Raw genomic sequence first — 16408 nt, forward strand, 5'->3', positions numbered from 1 at the left:
CGTATCGAGATGATTTGAATGGTAGGGCTGCAAAATTGGCATTTTAAAGAACTTTTGTCTGCCGCTAAGAGCAAAAAGGAATATAAGATGCTTTTTAGCCGTCCGGAGGGAAAGGTTGTTAGCCGCCTGGGCGTGTTGATTTCCAGAATAGCGCGCTTTTGCCCGGTTTTTCACCGAATTATCCGTTTTTACGCGCTGCTTTATCTCTATTTCAGAAATGGATTGCCGAAAATAATCGATGGTTCTTTGGGGCTATTTTAGGTGTTGGTGAAACTATCAACGCCGCGTATACCGGCGTAGCAGCCAAAGACAGAAATTCAGATGAAGGAAATTAAAGCTAATAAAGTCGGCCTGCTCGCTTCAATAAATCGTCTCTATCAGGAACCTCTTTCCGGAAATATCCTGACCTGGGTGTCATTCAGCAAGGAAATTGTCTGGTACGATCCAGTTAACAGAACAGGAACATAATTTATACCTGAAGGACATATACATGTAATGATTCAGTCGTAACCAGTTACAAGGAAGCTACTATGAATAAAAACGACATGAGTCCTTTACCCACCAATACCCATGAGTGGTTTTTTAATCGTAACAGCATCATCATTTTGCTCGATATTGTTTTGTTTATCGTTCTCTACAACACGCTACCCTATGAGCCGAAGGTGGTAATGGGGCTGAGTATGCTCGCTTTTATCGCCGTATTATGGTTAACGGAAGCGCTGCACGTGACCGTTACGGCAATCATGGTTCCCGTCATGGCCGTGCTTCTGGGGGTATTTAATACCCAGGCGGCGCTAAACAGTTTCGCCAACTCAACGATATTCCTTTTCCTCGGCGGCTTTGCTCTGGCGGCGGCAATGCATGTGCAGGGGCTGGATAAAGTCATTGCCGATAAGGTATTAGCGATGGCGAGGGGCAAAATGCGCCTCGCGGTCTTTATGCTATTTGGCGTGACGGCGCTGCTGTCAATGTGGATCAGTAATACGGCGACGGCCGCAATGATGATGCCGCTGGTATTGGGGATCCTGAGTAAAGTCGATGGCAAAAACCGCCATTCGACCTATGTGTTTGTGCTCCTCGGTATTGCCTATAGCGCCAGCATTGGCGGAATGGCGACCATCGTCGGCAGTCCACCGAATGCGATTGCCGCCGCCGAGGTGGGGCTCTCCTTCTTTGACTGGATGAAGTTCGGTTTCCCGGCAATGATCGTCTTACTGCCAGTCGCTATTGCGATTCTTTACCTCGTGTTCAGGCCGGAACTTAAGGGGACCTTCGAAACGAATACTGAGCAGGTCGATTGGGATAAAGGCAAAGTTGTCACCCTGGCTATTTTTGCGCTTACCGTATTCTTCTGGATTTTCAGCGGCCCCATTAACGACCTACTGGGCGGTTTTAAATCCTTCGATACCATTGTGGCTTTAGGCGCCATTATATTAGTCAATTTCGCCCGGGTGGTTCACTGGAAGGATATAGAAAAAACGGCTGACTGGGGCGTGCTGTTATTATTCGGCGGTGGTATCTGCTTAAGTAATGTGTTGAAAGAGACGGGTACCAGCTTGTTCCTGGCAAACCAGATTAGCGGGATGGTGGCTCATATGGGGATATTTATTATTATCCTGGTGATTGCAACATTCGTGGTGTTTCTGACCGAGTTTGCCAGTAATACGGCCAGCGCCGCTTTGCTTATTCCCGTATTTGCCTCAGTGGCCGAAGCGTTCGGCATGTCGCCTGTGATTCTGTCGGTATTGATTGCCATTGCGGCTTCATGCGCTTTTATGCTGCCCGTGGCGACGCCGCCAAACGCTATCGTTTTCGCCACCGGCCATATCAAGCAGCAGGAGATGATGCGCGCCGGCCTGTTTTTGAATGTCGCCTGTATCGTCGTTTTGACCGGATTTAGCATGTTGTTTTGGGTATAACTTCTGATAAGCGAGTTTCCACCCAATATCTTGCAAAATAAGACTGCCGTGCGGCGAATAATCGAACGGAGTTCGATGGAGAGTCCGGTCGCAGAAAAGCAAAAACCCAGCCATAGGCTGGGTTCTCTGAATAAGTGGTGCCCGGACTCGGAATCGAACCAAGGACACGGGGATTTTCAATCCCCTGCTCTACCGACTGAGCTATCCGGGCAACGGGGCGCATTAAACCTGATTCACCGCACCTCGTCAACGAAATTTATCTGTTTCGCAGCAGACTGAACAATCTATCACCACATTGCGTCAAAAGCACGCATCTTCAGGCGAAAAACGCCGTCCAGGCCACTGAAATCGGCATCGCCAGCACCAGGGCCGGCAGCATATTCACCACGGCGAACATTTTAATTCCGCAGATGCGCAGACCGGTCGCGACCAGCAGCATGCCGCCGACGGCGGTGAAATCCGCCATCATCATCGGCGTGGTTAACGGCATAATCAGCGACGCGCAGGCCGCCAGCGCCAGCTGGATGGCCAGCATCGGTACGCAAATGGCCGAGACGGCCAGCCCCAGGGTGCAGGCGAAGATGGTGGCGGTAAAGAAGTCGAGAAACGCTTTGGCAATGAGAATGCTGGCGTCGCCGGTCATTCCTTCGCGCATCGCGCCGAAAATCCCGGTTCCGCTGGCGCAGAACAGCACGATTATCGCGACGTAGCTTTGAATATAGGACTCATGCGCTGAGACCTTTTTCTGCCCCTTTTTGGGCGAAAGCAGCTGCTGGAGCTTACTGACCAGCGTATTAATGCCTTTCTCCATGTTGCACACTTCGCCGAGCAGCGCGCCCACCAGCGTTGAAAGCACCATCACCGGCAGGTTGGCGCATTTGATCACCAGCAGAATGCCGATGCCCAGCGACGCGAGGCCAAAAATAGAGGTCATTGATGTACGAATCCGTTCCGGCAATCTTTGACTTAAGAGTGCGCCGAGTACGCCGCCCAAAAGGACCGCGCCGGCGTTAATAAATGGCCCTGTAACCACAGCATGACTCCTGTTAATTATCCCTAATGACTGCATTATTATGACGCTAAACGGGCCAAAAGGCTTGCGCATCCGTGGTATGGCTGCATACGTAATTCATCTTGCGCGGTAGATTTAAAGGTGACATGATTGCGCGAATTTTCTCCTCTCCTGAATGAGGCCGCCGTGATGACGACATCGCCGCTACATCGCCGTTGCCGCTGCGTACAGATGCGCAGGCAGCCTCGTCTTGCTACCCTTACACTGCAACTTCTGCCCACCATGCGGTGAGCGTAACGCAGGCTCACTGCAGGACAACAGTAAGATCGGACGCGGTCTGCTTTTACTGATGTCTGGCGGTCGGAGCTGGGATCCAGTCAGACCCTGACATTTCGTTGGCCAGAGCCCAGACGCCCTGGCCGAAGCCTTTTACTCTCCGGAAACGGGTATTCGCGCTCATGAAATCAATGCACATTGCCGCCAGCCGCGAGCTGGTATCCCGCCTGTCCACCCACCGTCGCGTTGTGGCCCTGGACAGTACAGATTTTACCGATGTGGCGGCAGTCGTCATTACCGTAGCGGACAGCCGCAGCGGCATCCTTGCGTTACTGAAACGCACCGGGTTCAACCTGCCGGTTTATCTGTTCAGTGACGCTGACCACGAAAAACCAGAAGGCGTGACGGCCATCGTTAGCGGCAAAGAGCAGGAGTGGCTCGAACTGGAAGCCGCCGCCTGCGGCTATGAAGAGAATCTGCTGCCGCCGTTCTTCGATACGCTGACCCAATACGTTGAGATGGATAACAGCACCTTCGCGTGCCCGGGCCATCAGCACGGCGCCTTCTTTAAGAAGCATCCGGCGGGACGGCAGTTTTTCGACTTCTTTGGTGAAAACGTCTTTCGCGCCGACATGTGCAATGCCGACGTTAAGCTTGGCGATCTGCTGATTCATGAAGGGTCTGCCAAACACGCGCAGAAGTTCGCTGCGAAGGTCTTCAACGCCGATAAAACCTACTTCGTCCTTAACGGCACCTCTGCGGCGAACAAAGTAGTGACCAACGCGCTGCTGACGCGCGGCGATCTGGTGCTGTTTGACCGTAACAACCATAAATCCAATCATCATGGCGCGCTGATTCAGGCCGGGGCAACGCCGGTTTATCTCGAAGCGTCGCGCAATCCGTTTGGTTTTATTGGCGGTATCGACGATCGCTGCTTCGATGAGAAATACCTGCGCGAACTGATACGCGAGACGGCGCCGGAAAAAGCCGATGCGCCGCGCCCGTTCCGCCTGGCGGTGATTCAGCTCGGTACTTATGATGGGACGGTGTACAACGCCCGCCAGGTGGTCGATAAAATCGGCGGTCTGTGCGACTACATCCTGTTTGACTCGGCCTGGGTCGGCTACGAGCAGTTTATCCCGATGATGGCCGACTGTTCGCCGCTGCTGCTGGACCTGACGCCGGACGACCCGGGCATTTTTGTCACTCAGTCGGTGCACAAACAGCAGGCCGGTTTTTCGCAAACGTCGCAGATCCATAAAAAAGATAACCACCTGCGCGGACAGGAACGTTTTTGCCCGCATAAGCGGCTCAACAACGCCTTTATGCTGCACGCCTCGACCAGCCCGTTTTATCCGCTGTTCGCCGCTCTGGACGTGAATGCCAAAATTCACGAAGGAGAGAGCGGACGCCGCCTGTGGGCGGAGTGCGTGGCGCTGGGTATTGAAGCGCGCAAGGCGATTATCGCCAACTGCAAAATGATCCAGCCGTTTATTCCACCGGTGGTGGCGGGGCGTCCGTGGCAGGATCATCCCACTGAAGCCATCGCCCGCGAACGGCGCTTCTTTAGCTTTGAGCCGGGCGCGCGCTGGCACGGCTTCGAAGGCTATGCCAGCGATCAGTATTTCGTTGACCCCTGTAAATTGCTGCTGACGACGCCGGGGATCGATGCGGAGAGCGGAAAATATACCGATTTTGGTATCCCGGCGACCATTCTGGCACACTACCTGCGCGAAAACGGCATCGTGCCGGAGAAGTGCGATCTGAACTCCATTCTGTTCCTGCTGACGCCCGCAGAGAGCGCCGAGAAGCTGGCGCAGCTGGTGGCGATGCTCGCCCAGTTTGAGCAGCATATTGAATCCGACACCCCGCTGGCCGATGTTCTGCCGACCATTTTTAATAAATATCCGGTGCGCTATCGGGATTACACCATCCGCGAGCTGTGCCAGGAGATGCATAACCTGTACGTCAGCTTTGACGTGAAGGATTTGCAAAAAGAGATGTTCCGCAAGAGGAGCTTCCCGCGCGCGGTGATGAACCCGCAGGACGCCAACCGCGAGTTTATTCGCGGTAACGTTGAGCTGGTGCGCTTAAGCGAAGCCGAAGGGCGCATTGCGGCGGAGGGCGCGCTGCCGTATCCACCGGGCGTGCTGTGCGTCGTGCCTGGCGAAATCTGGGGCGGGGCGGTGCTGCGCTATTTTCTGGCGCTGGAGGAAGGCGTCAATATGCTGCCGGGCTTCTCGCCGGAGCTCCAGGGGGTCTACAGCGAAACGGACCCTGACGGCATTAAGCGGCTATATGGCTATGTGCTGAAAGCATAAAAAACGCGCCCCGCTGATAACACCGGGGCGCGTTTTTTTACTCGTAAATCTGGGGTAAGCCGTTTATTTAATGTGCGACGGTCTGCGCCCCGGCTGGTACGCGGACGTGCTTGTACTTAAACAGCGCCACAAAGGCAAAAGCCAGAACCAGCGAATAGCCGGCGAAAATCAGCCATACGGTTTGCCAGTCGGTGATCCCTTCGACGGTAAAGTGCTCCACCACTTTACCGCTTACCATCCCGCCAAGTATGCAGCCGAAGCCGTTGGTCATCATCAGGAACATCCCCTGCGCGCTGGCGCGGATTTCCGGGCGAACCTCTTTTTCCACAAACACCGAACCCGAGATGTTGAAGAAGTCGAAGGCGCAGCCATAAACGATCATCGACAGCACCAGTAGCACGGTGCCGAACGGGGTCGGGTCGCCGTAAGCGAACAGGCCGAAGCGAAGCATCCACGCCACGATACTAATCAGCATCACGTTTTTGATGCCGTAGCGGCTGAGGAAGAACGGGATGGTCAGGATGAACAGGGTTTCCGAGATCTGCGAAATCGACATCATCACCGAGGCGTGCTGCACGATAAAGCTGCTGGCGAACAGCGGATCTTTATCAAAGCTGTGCAGGAAGGTGTTGCCGAACATATTGGTGATTTGCAGTTCGGCGCCCAGCATCATCGAGAAAATAAAGAAGATCGCCATACGTTTGTTTTTAAACAGCGCGAAGGCATCAAGGCCCAGCATGGCGGTCCAGCTCTGGTTTTTCTGCTGATTGGCCACCGGAATATGCGGCAGCGTCAGGGTGAAGAGCACCAGCAGCAAGGAGAGCGCCGCGCCGATATAGAGCTGCATATGGCTCAGTTCAAAGCCGGAGAAGCTGACGCCCCACATGGCGAGGATAAAACCAATGGTGCCCCAGATACGAATCGGCGGGAAATCGGTCACGATATCCATATCCGCAGACTGTAGGCGGTAGTACGAAATGGTGTTAATCAGCCCCAGCGTTGGCATATAGGCCAGCGAGTTGAGCAGGATGACGAGGAACATTTCCCCCGGCGTGGTGACCTGGGCGGCGAGCCACAGCGTCAGCGCGCCGACCAGATGGCAAATGGCATAAACCCACTTGGCGCTGATCCATTTATCGGCAACGATACCGAGCAGCGTCGGCATAAACACCGCGGCGATACCGAGTGAGCTATAGACCGCTCCGATGGCCGCACCGTCGAACTTGAGGGTGACGAACATATACGAGCCGAGCGTGGTCAGCCAGCTTCCCCAGAGGCAGAACTGCAGGAACGACAGTACTTTGAGCTGCAGCTTAAGATTCATGTTTTGATCCTCACGGATATAGAATTGTTTTGTGTTTTAAATAACATTTATGGCGTTATTTTGGTTGGATTCTATCATTTATGCGATGGATGCTTTTGTTAACTGCCGCAGAAAATCGCAAAACAGTTGCGCAACTCTATTGTGTATAGCAGAAGGAATACGCCCTTGAGGAAACAAGGGCGCTGGAGGGAGATTACCTGCGGCGGTAGCCTTTCTGCGCAGAGTTAACCTTATACAGATAACGACGCGACTCGGCGGAGGGGTGACGGCTGGTGATGGTCTGATAAACATCTCCCGGCGTCATGTTGTTGATGATATTCGCCGCCTGAACCTTATCGCTGGAGAAGACCCGCAGCACGCTGCCCGCGCCGCCGTTATAGGCGGTGATGACCGCATAGCGACGCGAGGTCGGGTTGGTGATGCCGGACAAATAGACGTTGTTCAACATCGCCAGATAGGCGGTGCCGGTGTCGATGTTATTGACCGGATCGAACAGATAGCTGCGGCTCGGCAGGCCTGATTTACCCTGCGAACGGAATACGTCCTTCCCGGCGCTGTGCTGCACCACCTGCATCAGCCCCAGCGCGTCGGCGTGGCTGACCGCATAGGGGTTAAAGGAAGATTCGGTTTGCATAATCGCCAGGATCAGCGACTCATCAACGCCATATTTGCGCGACGCCTGACGGACCATGCCAATGTATTTATGCGCGCGTTTGTCGAGATGGTTCGGCACCAGGTTGATGGTGATGCTGTAGATCATGCGCGGACCGTTGCTGCGGCTTTTCAGGCGCGTTTGCAGCAGATAGTCGGCGAAGCGCGAGGCGCGCCACTCCCAGCGAATCGACTCGCCGGTGTTATCCACCACCTGACCGTACAGGAACGGCTCTTTTGAAATCTGAATATCATCGACGTCGGAATAGAGGTCGATGGAGTTCGGGTCGTCGCCCATCAGCAGGGTTTTAATAATCGCCTGGCGCAGGCGCCCGGCCGGGTCGGTGCCGGCGATGGTTTCGACGGTAATCGTCCCCGCATCAAAGTTGATATGGCTGCGGGTCTGATACTGGTCGGTGTATTTGACGTAGTCCTTCGGCCCGGCGAGCAGAACTTCGTTATAACCCCAAATATTCTCGATGTTATGGGCGAACTGGCCCATCAGAATGTCAAAGCCGTTGGTGTCCTTTACCCACGCCTCGTTGTACTCGGCGCCTTTTTTGGTTGAGCTGGAACACGAAACGAGCAAAGGCGCAATCAGCGCTAGCGCTAAGTATTTTTTCATCATTCCGGGAGTGCGTGTTGTGTTTATTGTTGTAAAGGGCCGTCAGGCCCTTACTGTTTTTCTGGCGGCGTGTAGCCTTCGATGTGCACGTCTTTACCTTCAAACAGGAACTGAACCATCTCCTGCTCCAGCAGTTTGCGATGCTCCGGGTTCATCATGCTGAGTTTTTTCTCGTTGATCAGCATCGTCTGCTTATGCTGCCACTGGGCCCAGGCTTCTTTGGAGATTTCGTTATAGATGCGTTTGCCCAGCTCGCCCGGGTACAGCTGAAAATCCTGGCCCTCGGCTTCACGCTGCAGGAAAGTACAAAAAATCGTTCTGCTCATTCTTAATCCTCTTTAATCGCCAGAAAGCTAAACCGGTGCTCCGGCTTTTAACTGTTGCAACAAGCGCTCCACGGGAGCCGCCAGACCGACGGACGGCGGCTGCGCTAAGTTATACCAGAGTGCGCCCCCTTCATCCATGCATGCGCCGGATGAGTGCACTGTAAGCCACATCGGCACAATATCCAGATGGAAATGGCTGAAAGTGTGGCGGAACGCGGTTAATTGCGTCAGATTATCGGTCTTAATCTGACGCTGGGCCAGCCACGCCCGCAGGGCATCTTCATCCTCAAACTGCGGGAAGCAGAACAAACCGCCCCATAAGCCCACCGGCGGACGCTGGGAGAGGAACACCTCGTCGCCGTGCTGCATCAGCAGGAAATAGCCGGTACGCTCGGGGATCGTCTGTTTCGGTTTTTTGCCTGGGTATTGAGCCCATGAATGATTTGCGTAAGCCACGCAGCCGTTATTCAGCGGACAGAGCTCGCATTTTGGCTTAGAGCGGGTACACACCATCGCCCCGAGGTCCATCATGGCCTGGTTAAAACGCTCGACGCCTTTGGCCGGCGTGACGTCCTCGGCGATCTCCCACAGGCGTTTCTCAACCTCTTTTTTCCCCGGCCAACCGCTGACAGCATAGCAGCGCGCGAGCACGCGCTTCACGTTACCGTCGAGAATCGGATAATGCTGACCGAGAGAAAGGGATAAAATCGCGCCGGCGGTAGAGCGACCCACGCCCGGCAGCGCGGCGACTTCATCGAAGGTCTGTGGGAATTTGCCGTCGTGCAGGGTGTCCACCTGCTGCGCCGCTTTATGTAAATTGCGCGCGCGGGCGTAATAGCCCAGGCCGGTCCACAGATGCAGGACTTCATCGAGGGGCGCGTTCGCCAGGTCGGTAATCGTTGGGAAACGCGCCATAAAGCGTTCAAAATAGGGGATGACCGTCGCCACTTGTGTTTGTTGCAACATCACCTCGGAGAGCCATACTTTGTAGGGCGTCTTGCCGATTTGCCAGGGCAGGGTTTTACGCCCGTATTTGTCGTACCAGTCCAGCACCTGGGCTGAAAATTGCGCGGCGGGAAAAGTCAAAGCTACGGCTCCGGGATAGCGATTATAAGGTGGCAGATTGCAGCACAAGGGCGAGAGGCTGTAAACCCTTGCATCCGCCGGGTAACTTTGGATAATGCCCGTTTTCCGAACACTCTCACAAGCAGACTTAACTTTTATGAAAAACGACGTCATATCTCCGGAATTCGATGAAAACGGCCGTCCGCTGCGCCGTATTCGCAGCTTCGTCCGTCGTCAGGGCCGCCTGACCAAAGGTCAGCAGCACGCGCTGGACAATATTTGGCCGGTGATGGGCGTTGAATTTAACGATGCGCCGCTCGATTTCGCCGCGCTGTTTGGCCGTGAGGCGCCGGTCACGCTGGAGATCGGTTTCGGTATGGGCGCTTCGCTGGTGGCGATGGCGAAAGAGAAGCCGCAGCAGAATTTCCTCGGCATTGAAGTGCACTCGCCGGGCGTCGGCGCCTGCCTGGCGTCCGCCGAAGAAGAGGGCGTGCAGAACCTGCGCGTCATGTGCCACGATGCGGTGGAAGTGCTGCATACGATGATTCCGGATAACTCCCTGAGCATGGTGCAGCTGTTTTTCCCTGACCCGTGGCACAAAGCGCGTCATAATAAGCGCCGTATCGTTCAGCCGCCTTTTGCCGAACTGGTGAAAAGTAAACTGAAGCTGGGCGGCGTCTTCCATATGGCGACCGACTGGGAGCAATATGCCGAGCATATGCTGGAAGTGATGTCCTCGCTTGAAGGGTATCGTAACCGGTCTGAAAGCAACGACTATGTGCCGCGCCCGGAATCGCGCCCGGTAACCAAATTTGAACAGCGTGGCCATCGTCTTGGCCACGGCGTATGGGACTTAATGTTCGAGAGGGTGAAATAATGGCAACGAATCGTAGCCGTCGTCTGCGTAAAAAAATGCATATCGACGAGTTTCAGGAAGTGGGTTTTTCCGTCGCGTGGCGTTTCGCGGATGGAACCAGCGAAGAGCAGATCGACCAGACCGTTAACGATCTGATTGATGAGGTGATTGAGCCTAATAAGCTGGCCTTTGACGGCAGCGGTTATCTTTCCTGGGAAGGCCTGATCTGCCTGCAGGAAATCGGCAAATGCACCGAGGAACACCAGGCCATCGTACGTAAATGGCTGGAAGACCGCGGGCTTGCCGATGTACGCACCAGCGAACTTTTTGATATCTGGTGGGACTAAGTTTGACAAGGGTCGGCAACTGCCGGCCCGTTTTGTCTGAAGGGAGTTAAATGATGCGCAAAACGCTGTTGGCATTGGCGCTTTCCGTCACCGCTTTGTCCGCGCATGCGGACTACCAGTGTAGCGTCACGCCGCGTGACGATGTCATCCTCAGCCCGCAGCAGGTGCAGGTAAAAGGCGAAAACGGCGATCTGGTGATTAAGCCGGACGGCAACCTGACCTTTAACGGTAAAGCGTATTCCCTGAACGCCGCTCAGCGCGAGCAGGCTCAGGACTATCAGGCTGGCCTGCGCAGCAGCCTGCCGTGGATTGATGAAGGCGCCCGCACGCGGGTAGAAAAAGGCCGCGCCGCGCTGGATAAAATTATTACCGAACAGGTAGGGGCCAGCAGCAGCATGCATAGCCGCCTGACCAAGCTTGATGCGCAGTTGAAAGCGCAAATGAGCCGCATAATTGAACATCGTAACGATGGCCTGACCTTCCACTATAAAGCCATCGATCAGGTGCGCGCCGACGGCCAGCAGCTGGTAAATCAGGCGATGGGCGGCATTCTGCAGGATAGCATCAACGAGATGGGGGCGAAGGCGGTTCTTAAAGGCGGCGGTAACCCGCTGCAGGGGATCCTCGGCAGCCTTGGCGGCCTGCAAACGGCCATTCAGGATGAATGGAAAAACCAGGAAGCCGATTTCCAGCAGTTTGGTAAGGATGTCTGCAGCCGCGTGGTCTCCCTCGAAGAGAGCCGCAAAGCGCTGGTGGGGTCGTTAAAGTAAGTTTTATTTCGCTACCTGCGCCCGCAGGTAGCGATTATGGTCAGTCGATCACATCAGCCCCAGCAGCTGCGGAATAAACAGCGAGATCTGCGGGATATAGACAATCATCATCAGCGCGATCAGCAGGGCGGCGTAGAACGGCAGCAGCGGTTTGATGAGCTGCTGAATTTTAACGCCGGAAATGGAGCAGCCAACGAACAGCGCGCTGCCTACCGGCGGCGTCAGCAGACCGATGCACAGGTTGGCGACCATCATGATGCCGAAATGCACCGGGTCCATCCCTAAATCCTGCGCGATGGGCAGGAATATCGGCGTGAAAATCAGCACCGCCGGGGTCATGTCCATAAAGATCCCAACGATTAACAGCACGATATTAATCAGCAGCAGTATCACCACCGGGTTTTCTGACACCCCCATTAGCGCATCGCTTATCATGTAGGGAATGTCGGCGTTGGTCATCGCCCACGACATGCCGACGGAAAAGCCGATCAGCAGCAGCACGATAGAGGTCATCACCACCGATTCAAGGATCAGCTTCGGCAGATCGCGCCATTTCACTTCCCGATAAATGAGCACCGACAGGATAAAGGTGTAGACCACGGCGATAGCCGACGCTTCGGTAGCGGTAAAAATGCCGCCGAGGATCCCGCCCATCACAATAATCACCAGCAGCAGGCTGGGCAGGGCGTCGAAAAACGCTTTTGCCGCCTGGGCGCAGGTGGGGCGTTCAGAAACCGGATAGCCGCGACGTTTAGCAATGACGGCACAGACCACCATAATAGCCAGGCCCATCAGAATGCCCGGCAGATAGCCGGCCATAAACAGCGACGCGACCGACACGCCGCCCGCCGTCAGGGAAAAGACGATCAGCACGTTTGACGGCGGAATAAGCAGGCCCGTGATGCACGACGAGACGTTCACCGCCGTGGAGAAAGCCGGATCGTAGCCTTTCTGCGTCTGAATGGGGTTCAGCGTGCCCCCTACCGCGGCGGCGGCGGCGACCGCCGAGCCTGAAATCGAGCCGAACATCATGTTTGCCAGCACGTTGACGTGGCCCAGAGAGCCCGGTACGCGTCCGACCATCACCTGAGCCAGATTGATTAAGCGTATGGCAATCCCGCCGCTGTTCATCAGCGTACCGGCAAAGATAAAGAATGGAATCGCCAGCAGGGCGAAGTTATCGAGGCCGTTCGCGAGGCGCTGAGAAACGGTAATCACCGCGATATCCCACGGGAACATCAGCAGCATTGAACCGACGGTGGCGATGCCGATGGAGAAGGAGATAGGTACGCCAATAAAAACCAGAATAAAGAAAGAGCCAAATAGCATCAGTGCGATATAGCTGTCCATCAATTTGCCCCCGCTTCAGCGTGCTTCATGTTTTTTAGCCCGTTGCTGACAAAACATACTGCGTAAAACATCATAATGAGGCCGGTTAACGGCAGGATCAGATAGACGTAGCCCATGGGGATCTGCATTGCCGCTGAGACCTGGGAGGTCGACAGCGTTTTTTCAATCAGCTTCACGCCGCCGGTCACAATCACCGATCCGGCAAAAATAAAGATCAGCAGATTAATGATGACGCTGAGCAGCGCCTGCCTGCGGGGAGGGAGTGTCATCGCCAGTAAGTCGATAGCCAGATGACGCTGGGCGCCGACGGTATATGCCGCACCCAGTAGCCCGACCCAGATCATCAAAAAGCGCGCCAGCTCGTCGGTCAGGGTGCTGGGCTGGTTGAGTACGTAGCGGCTGAACACCTGCCAGACGACGCAAACAACCAGCGCAATCATAACGGCGACGGAGAATGCGGCGATCGTGCGGTCCACCGCCAGCTTTATGCGGTTAAGTATCATCATTGTTTTCCCGATGAAAGCGGGCCAGCGGCTGGCCCGCTAAGTGTTATTCGGCGGCAGCTTCAAATTTGGCCAGCAGGGCGGCCTGCTTCGGATCTTTTTTGAACTCATCAAACAGCGGCTGCACGGCGGCGCGGAACGGCGCTTTATCCACTTTGATAATTTCGCCGCCCATGGCTTTGGCCTGCGCGCGGGTGTCGGCGTCGATCTTGTCCCACAGTTTTTGCTGATACGCTTCGGAAGCTTTCGCCGCCTTGATCAGGATTTGCTGCTGATCCGGCGTCAGTTTGTCCCAGGTTTTACTGGAGATAACGAGGAAATCCGGGATGGAGGCATGTTCATCTTCTGAGAACACTTTCGCGATTTCGATATGGCGCGTTTGCACCCAGGAAGGCACGTTGTTCTCCGCGCCGTCCACCACGCCCTGCTGCATGGCGGTATAAACTTCACCAAAGGAAATAGGGGTTGGCGAACCGCCCATTAATTCGACCATTTTTAAGGTTGTCGGGCTGGCCTGGACGCGGATCTTCAATCCTTTTAAATCTTCCGGTTTAGTGATGGGCATTTTGGTGTAAAAACTGCGGGTCCCGGCAACATAGGCGGAAAGCGCAAAGAATCCTTTATCTTTCGTGGACTCCATAATTTCCTTGCCCACGTCACCAAAGACGACTTTATTGAAGTGATTCTGATCTTTAAACAGGAACGGTAAATTATATATCGCGTAGACGTTATCGAATGATTCCAGATCGCTGGCGGAACCTTTGGTCATATCCAGCGCGCCGTTTTGTAATAGCTCCATCGTTTCGCGCGCGCTGCCCATCTGGCTACTGGGATATATACGAATCTTCATATCACCGTTGGAAAGTTGGTTAACCTCTTTGGACATCGCCTCAAAGGCCTGATGGACAACGTGGCTACGTTCGAGGTTATGTGCCAGTTTTAACGTGACTTTTTCAGCTGCGCTGGCGCCGGAAGCGAGCAGGGCAAGCAGAGATACACACGCCAGAGAACGAGAAAAAGAGAGTTTTTTCATGAGTCGGCTCCATGCACTTAGGGTAATTGGTCAATATCTTAAAGGGTATTCCTTGTTTCTGTATGACATATTATCCTTGTTGTCGTACATCTTTAAGCTGTCTGACTCACACTTTTTCGCAATCAGGCGATCAAATACGTATTTTTGTGCGGTAGGTTATATTTATTTTTAATAAATGAATGTGAATTTATTTTTATTGGAAATGTTGAATTGAGATGATTCGGAAATAGCGATATTGATATTTCGGGAAAAGCGAATAATTAATTATCCCGTTATTGTTATAACGGGATAAGCATAGCGAGGTTTATTCGCTGAGGAATAATTCGAGAAGGGAGTTCAAAAAGAGCTTACCGTGCTCGGTAATCTGCCAGCAGCGCTCATCTTCCGTCAGATAGCCCTCAGCAATGGCGGCATCGATTTGCGGACGGATTGTACGCTCATCAAGCCCGGTGTAGCGGCTGAATTCATCTCGCGGCGCCGCTTCCAGCAGGCGGAAACGGTTCATAAAGAACTCGAACGGCTTATCCGCATCTTCCACATCATGCTGGCGCTCCAGATAACGGCCTTCCATATAGCCGCGCGGGTGGCGGGTTTTCGCCGTCCGCAGAATGCGCCCGTCCGGGAAGGTCACTTTGCCGTGCGCGCCGCAGCCAATGCCCAGGTAGTCGCCAAAGCGCCAGTAGTTCAGGTTATGCTGGCACTGATACCCCGGCTTAGCGTAGGCGGAGGTTTCATATTGTTGATAGCCCGCCGCGCTGAGCAGGCTGTGCCCCTGCTCATAAATATCCCACAGCGCGTCGTCGTCCGGCAGGGTCGGCGGACGCGAGCCAAACAGGGTGTTTGGCTCAATGGTCAACTGGTACCAGGAGAGATGCGGCGGATTGAGCGCAATCGCCTGACGCAGGTCGTCCAGCGCCTCTTCCAGAGACTGATCCGGCAGACCGTGCATTAAATCGAGGTTAAAGCTGCGCAGTCCCAGACCGCTTGCCAGGTTTGCCGCGCGTTTGGCTTCCTGCGGCCCGTGGATGCGCCCGAGACGCTGGAGCTTTTGTTCGCTAAAGCTCTGTACGCCGATGGAGATGCGATTAATACCTGCGCGCTGATACTCGACAAAACGATCCGCTTCTACGGTGCCGGGGTTGGCTTCCATCGTGATTTCCGCGTTGTCCGCCAGGGGAAGAGCTTCCCGCACGCCGTCGAGCAGGGTTTGCATCGCCGGGCCTGAGAGCAGGCTCGGCGTACCGCCGCCGATGAAAATAGTCCCGATTTCACGTCCCTGCGCATAGTGGGCGTCGGCCCGCAGATCGTTCAGCAGATGCTGAACGTAGTCGTCGTGCGGTACCTCGCCCTTCAACGCATGCGAGTTGAAATCGCAGTACGGGCATTTTTGCACGCACCACGGGATGTGAATATAGAGGCTCAGGGGCGGCAAATTAGCCATTACGTAAGGCTTCCAGTAACAGTTTGAGCGCGCGTCCGCGGTGGGAAATGGCGCTCTTTTCTTCACGGCTCAGCTCCGCTGCGGTTTTACCTTCCGTCGGAACAAAGAATATCGGGTCGTAACCAAAGCCGCCGCTGCCTGCGGCTTCACGAGCGATGATGCCCGGCCAGCTGCCGTGGCAAACCAGCGGGGTGGGATCTTCCGCATGGCGCAGATAGACCAGCACGCAGTGGAATTGCGCCTGGCGCCGATCGTCAGGCACATCGCGCAGCGCATCGAGCAGCTTTTCGAGATTGCGCTGGTCGGTCGCGTCTTCGCCGGAATAGCGGGCGGAATAGATGCCGGGCGCGCCGCCTAACGCATCGACGGCCAGACCTGAGTCATCGGCGATGGCCGGGAGGCCGGTAATCTGCGCGGCATGACGCGCTTTCAGAATGGCGTTTTCGATAAAGGTCAGGCCGGTTTCCTCTGCGGAATCCACGCCCAGTTCGGTTTGCGCCACGATATCGAGGCCAAAATCTGCCAGCAGCGAGGCCAGCTCGCGCACTTTCCCGGGATTGCCGGTGGCGAGAACAACTTTTTGCATATG

16 protein-coding genes and 1 tRNA gene are annotated in these 16408 nt (G+C 54.9%); 6 read left to right on the forward strand and 11 right to left on the reverse strand.

Going from position 1 to position 16408, the window contains the following annotated elements; genetic code table 11:
• The first annotated feature begins 18 nt into the window (after positions 1-18).
• Complete coding sequence (locus FQK12_RS11510; RefSeq protein ID WP_014226848.1) at positions 19-261, forward strand: hypothetical protein; 243 nt, start codon at positions 19-21, stop codon at positions 259-261.
• Positions 262-530: 269 nt separating this feature from the next.
• A complete protein-coding gene (locus FQK12_RS11515; RefSeq protein ID WP_032720259.1) occupies positions 531-1919 on the forward strand; it encodes an SLC13 family permease in 1389 nt (462 codons plus the stop codon).
• A gap of 135 nt (positions 1920-2054) precedes the next feature.
• Here FQK12_RS11515 and FQK12_RS11520 read toward each other — a convergent pair.
• Positions 2055-2130 (reverse strand) — tRNA-Phe (locus tag FQK12_RS11520).
• A gap of 105 nt (positions 2131-2235) precedes the next feature.
• Positions 2236-2952: a DUF554 domain-containing protein gene (locus FQK12_RS11525; RefSeq protein WP_004135818.1), complete on the reverse strand. Its 717-nt coding sequence runs from the start codon at positions 2950-2952 to the stop codon at positions 2236-2238.
• 437 nt (positions 2953-3389) lie between these two features.
• Here FQK12_RS11525 and FQK12_RS11530 point away from each other — a divergent pair, with 437 nt between their 5' ends.
• Positions 3390-5528, forward strand: a complete 2139-nt coding sequence (locus FQK12_RS11530; RefSeq protein ID WP_014226846.1) for an ornithine decarboxylase — start codon at positions 3390-3392, stop codon at positions 5526-5528.
• A gap of 67 nt (positions 5529-5595) precedes the next feature.
• Here the strand turns inward: FQK12_RS11530 and FQK12_RS11535 are convergent, their stop codons facing one another.
• From FQK12_RS11535 to mutY, 4 genes are all read right to left on the reverse strand, one after another.
• Complete coding sequence (locus FQK12_RS11535) at positions 5596-6852, reverse strand: nucleoside permease (RefSeq protein ID WP_014226845.1); 1257 nt, start codon at positions 6850-6852, stop codon at positions 5596-5598.
• Between the two features lie 193 nt (positions 6853-7045).
• A complete protein-coding gene (gene mltC, locus FQK12_RS11540; protein ID WP_014226844.1) occupies positions 7046-8128 on the reverse strand; it encodes a membrane-bound lytic murein transglycosylase MltC in 1083 nt (360 codons plus the stop codon).
• A gap of 50 nt (positions 8129-8178) precedes the next feature.
• Complete coding sequence (locus tag FQK12_RS11545) at positions 8179-8454, reverse strand: oxidative damage protection protein (protein ID WP_004854175.1); 276 nt, start codon at positions 8452-8454, stop codon at positions 8179-8181.
• Positions 8455-8481: 27 nt separating this feature from the next.
• Positions 8482-9540, reverse strand: coding sequence for an A/G-specific adenine glycosylase (mutY, locus tag FQK12_RS11550; protein ID WP_014226843.1), 1059 nt, complete (start codon positions 9538-9540; stop codon positions 8482-8484).
• A gap of 136 nt (positions 9541-9676) precedes the next feature.
• Here mutY and trmB point away from each other — a divergent pair, with 136 nt between their 5' ends.
• Genes trmB through FQK12_RS11565 form a run of 3 tightly spaced genes read left to right on the forward strand, consistent with a single transcriptional unit; the run spans position 9677 to position 11492 of the window.
• Positions 9677-10396, forward strand: coding sequence for a tRNA (guanosine(46)-N7)-methyltransferase TrmB (gene trmB / locus FQK12_RS11555; RefSeq protein ID WP_004854170.1), 720 nt, complete (start codon positions 9677-9679; stop codon positions 10394-10396).
• Positions 10396-10722, forward strand: a complete 327-nt coding sequence (locus tag FQK12_RS11560) for a YggL family protein (protein WP_004854168.1) — start codon at positions 10396-10398, stop codon at positions 10720-10722. The genes trmB and FQK12_RS11560 overlap by 1 nt, the downstream gene beginning before the upstream one ends.
• Positions 10723-10772: 50 nt before the next feature.
• The gene (locus FQK12_RS11565; RefSeq protein ID WP_009651812.1) at positions 10773-11492 is read left to right on the forward strand and encodes a DUF2884 domain-containing protein; all 720 of its coding nucleotides are present in this window, start codon (positions 10773-10775) and stop codon (positions 11490-11492) included.
• Positions 11493-11540: 48 nt separating this feature from the next.
• Here FQK12_RS11565 and FQK12_RS11570 read toward each other — a convergent pair whose 3' ends face one another.
• From FQK12_RS11570 to FQK12_RS11590, 5 genes are all read right to left on the reverse strand, one after another.
• Positions 11541-12842, reverse strand: a complete 1302-nt coding sequence (locus tag FQK12_RS11570; protein WP_004105725.1) for a TRAP transporter large permease — start codon at positions 12840-12842, stop codon at positions 11541-11543.
• Entirely contained in the window at positions 12842-13345 is a 504-nt protein-coding gene (locus FQK12_RS11575; RefSeq protein WP_014226842.1) for a TRAP transporter small permease, read from the reverse strand. The genes FQK12_RS11570 and FQK12_RS11575 overlap by 1 nt, the downstream gene beginning before the upstream one ends.
• 46 nt (positions 13346-13391) lie before the next feature.
• On the reverse strand, positions 13392-14378 hold the full coding sequence (locus tag FQK12_RS11580; protein ID WP_014226841.1) for a TRAP transporter substrate-binding protein: 987 nt from the start codon (positions 14376-14378) through the stop codon (positions 13392-13394).
• Positions 14379-14682: 304 nt separating this feature from the next.
• Positions 14683-15819, reverse strand: coding sequence for a radical SAM family heme chaperone HemW (gene hemW, locus FQK12_RS11585; protein ID WP_014226840.1), 1137 nt, complete (start codon positions 15817-15819; stop codon positions 14683-14685).
• Positions 15812-16405 (reverse strand): XTP/dITP diphosphatase, encoded by a 594-nt coding sequence (locus tag FQK12_RS11590; protein WP_004854157.1) that lies wholly within the window; start codon positions 16403-16405, stop codon positions 15812-15814. The genes hemW and FQK12_RS11590 overlap by 8 nt, the downstream gene beginning before the upstream one ends.
• Positions 16406-16408: the final 3 nt, after the last annotated feature.

The sequence above is a fragment of the Klebsiella sp. ME-303 genome (assembly GCF_007910085.1).
In the GTDB taxonomy this organism is placed as follows: domain Bacteria; phylum Pseudomonadota; class Gammaproteobacteria; order Enterobacterales; family Enterobacteriaceae; genus Klebsiella; species Klebsiella michiganensis.

What these genes read in the sequence shown, in the direction of transcription:
- FQK12_RS11515 (WP_032720259.1), top strand. Translation starts at nt 531, where the DNA reads ATGAATAAAAACGACATGAGTCCTTTACCCACCAATACCCATGAGTGG.
- FQK12_RS11510 (WP_014226848.1), top strand. Translation starts at nt 19, where the DNA reads ATGGTAGGGCTGCAAAATTGGCATTTTAAAGAACTTTTGTCTGCCGCT.
- FQK12_RS11545 (WP_004854175.1), bottom strand. Translation starts at nt 8,454, where the DNA reads ATGAGCAGAACGATTTTTTGTACTTTCCTGCAGCGTGAAGCCGAGGGC.
- FQK12_RS11530 (WP_014226846.1), top strand. Translation starts at nt 3,390, where the DNA reads ATGAAATCAATGCACATTGCCGCCAGCCGCGAGCTGGTATCCCGCCTG.
- mltC (WP_014226844.1), bottom strand. Translation starts at nt 8,128, where the DNA reads ATGAAAAAATACTTAGCGCTAGCGCTGATTGCGCCTTTGCTCGTTTCG.
- trmB (WP_004854170.1), top strand. Translation starts at nt 9,677, where the DNA reads ATGAAAAACGACGTCATATCTCCGGAATTCGATGAAAACGGCCGTCCG.
- hemW (WP_014226840.1), bottom strand. Translation starts at nt 15,819, where the DNA reads ATGGCTAATTTGCCGCCCCTGAGCCTCTATATTCACATCCCGTGGTGC.
- FQK12_RS11575 (WP_014226842.1), bottom strand. Translation starts at nt 13,345, where the DNA reads ATGATACTTAACCGCATAAAGCTGGCGGTGGACCGCACGATCGCCGCA.
- FQK12_RS11580 (WP_014226841.1), bottom strand. Translation starts at nt 14,378, where the DNA reads ATGAAAAAACTCTCTTTTTCTCGTTCTCTGGCGTGTGTATCTCTGCTT.
- FQK12_RS11560 (WP_004854168.1), top strand. Translation starts at nt 10,396, where the DNA reads ATGGCAACGAATCGTAGCCGTCGTCTGCGTAAAAAAATGCATATCGAC.
- FQK12_RS11590 (WP_004854157.1), bottom strand. Translation starts at nt 16,405, where the DNA reads ATGCAAAAAGTTGTTCTCGCCACCGGCAATCCCGGGAAAGTGCGCGAG.
- FQK12_RS11565 (WP_009651812.1), top strand. Translation starts at nt 10,773, where the DNA reads ATGATGCGCAAAACGCTGTTGGCATTGGCGCTTTCCGTCACCGCTTTG.
- FQK12_RS11535 (WP_014226845.1), bottom strand. Translation starts at nt 6,852, where the DNA reads ATGAATCTTAAGCTGCAGCTCAAAGTACTGTCGTTCCTGCAGTTCTGC.
- FQK12_RS11570 (WP_004105725.1), bottom strand. Translation starts at nt 12,842, where the DNA reads ATGGACAGCTATATCGCACTGATGCTATTTGGCTCTTTCTTTATTCTG.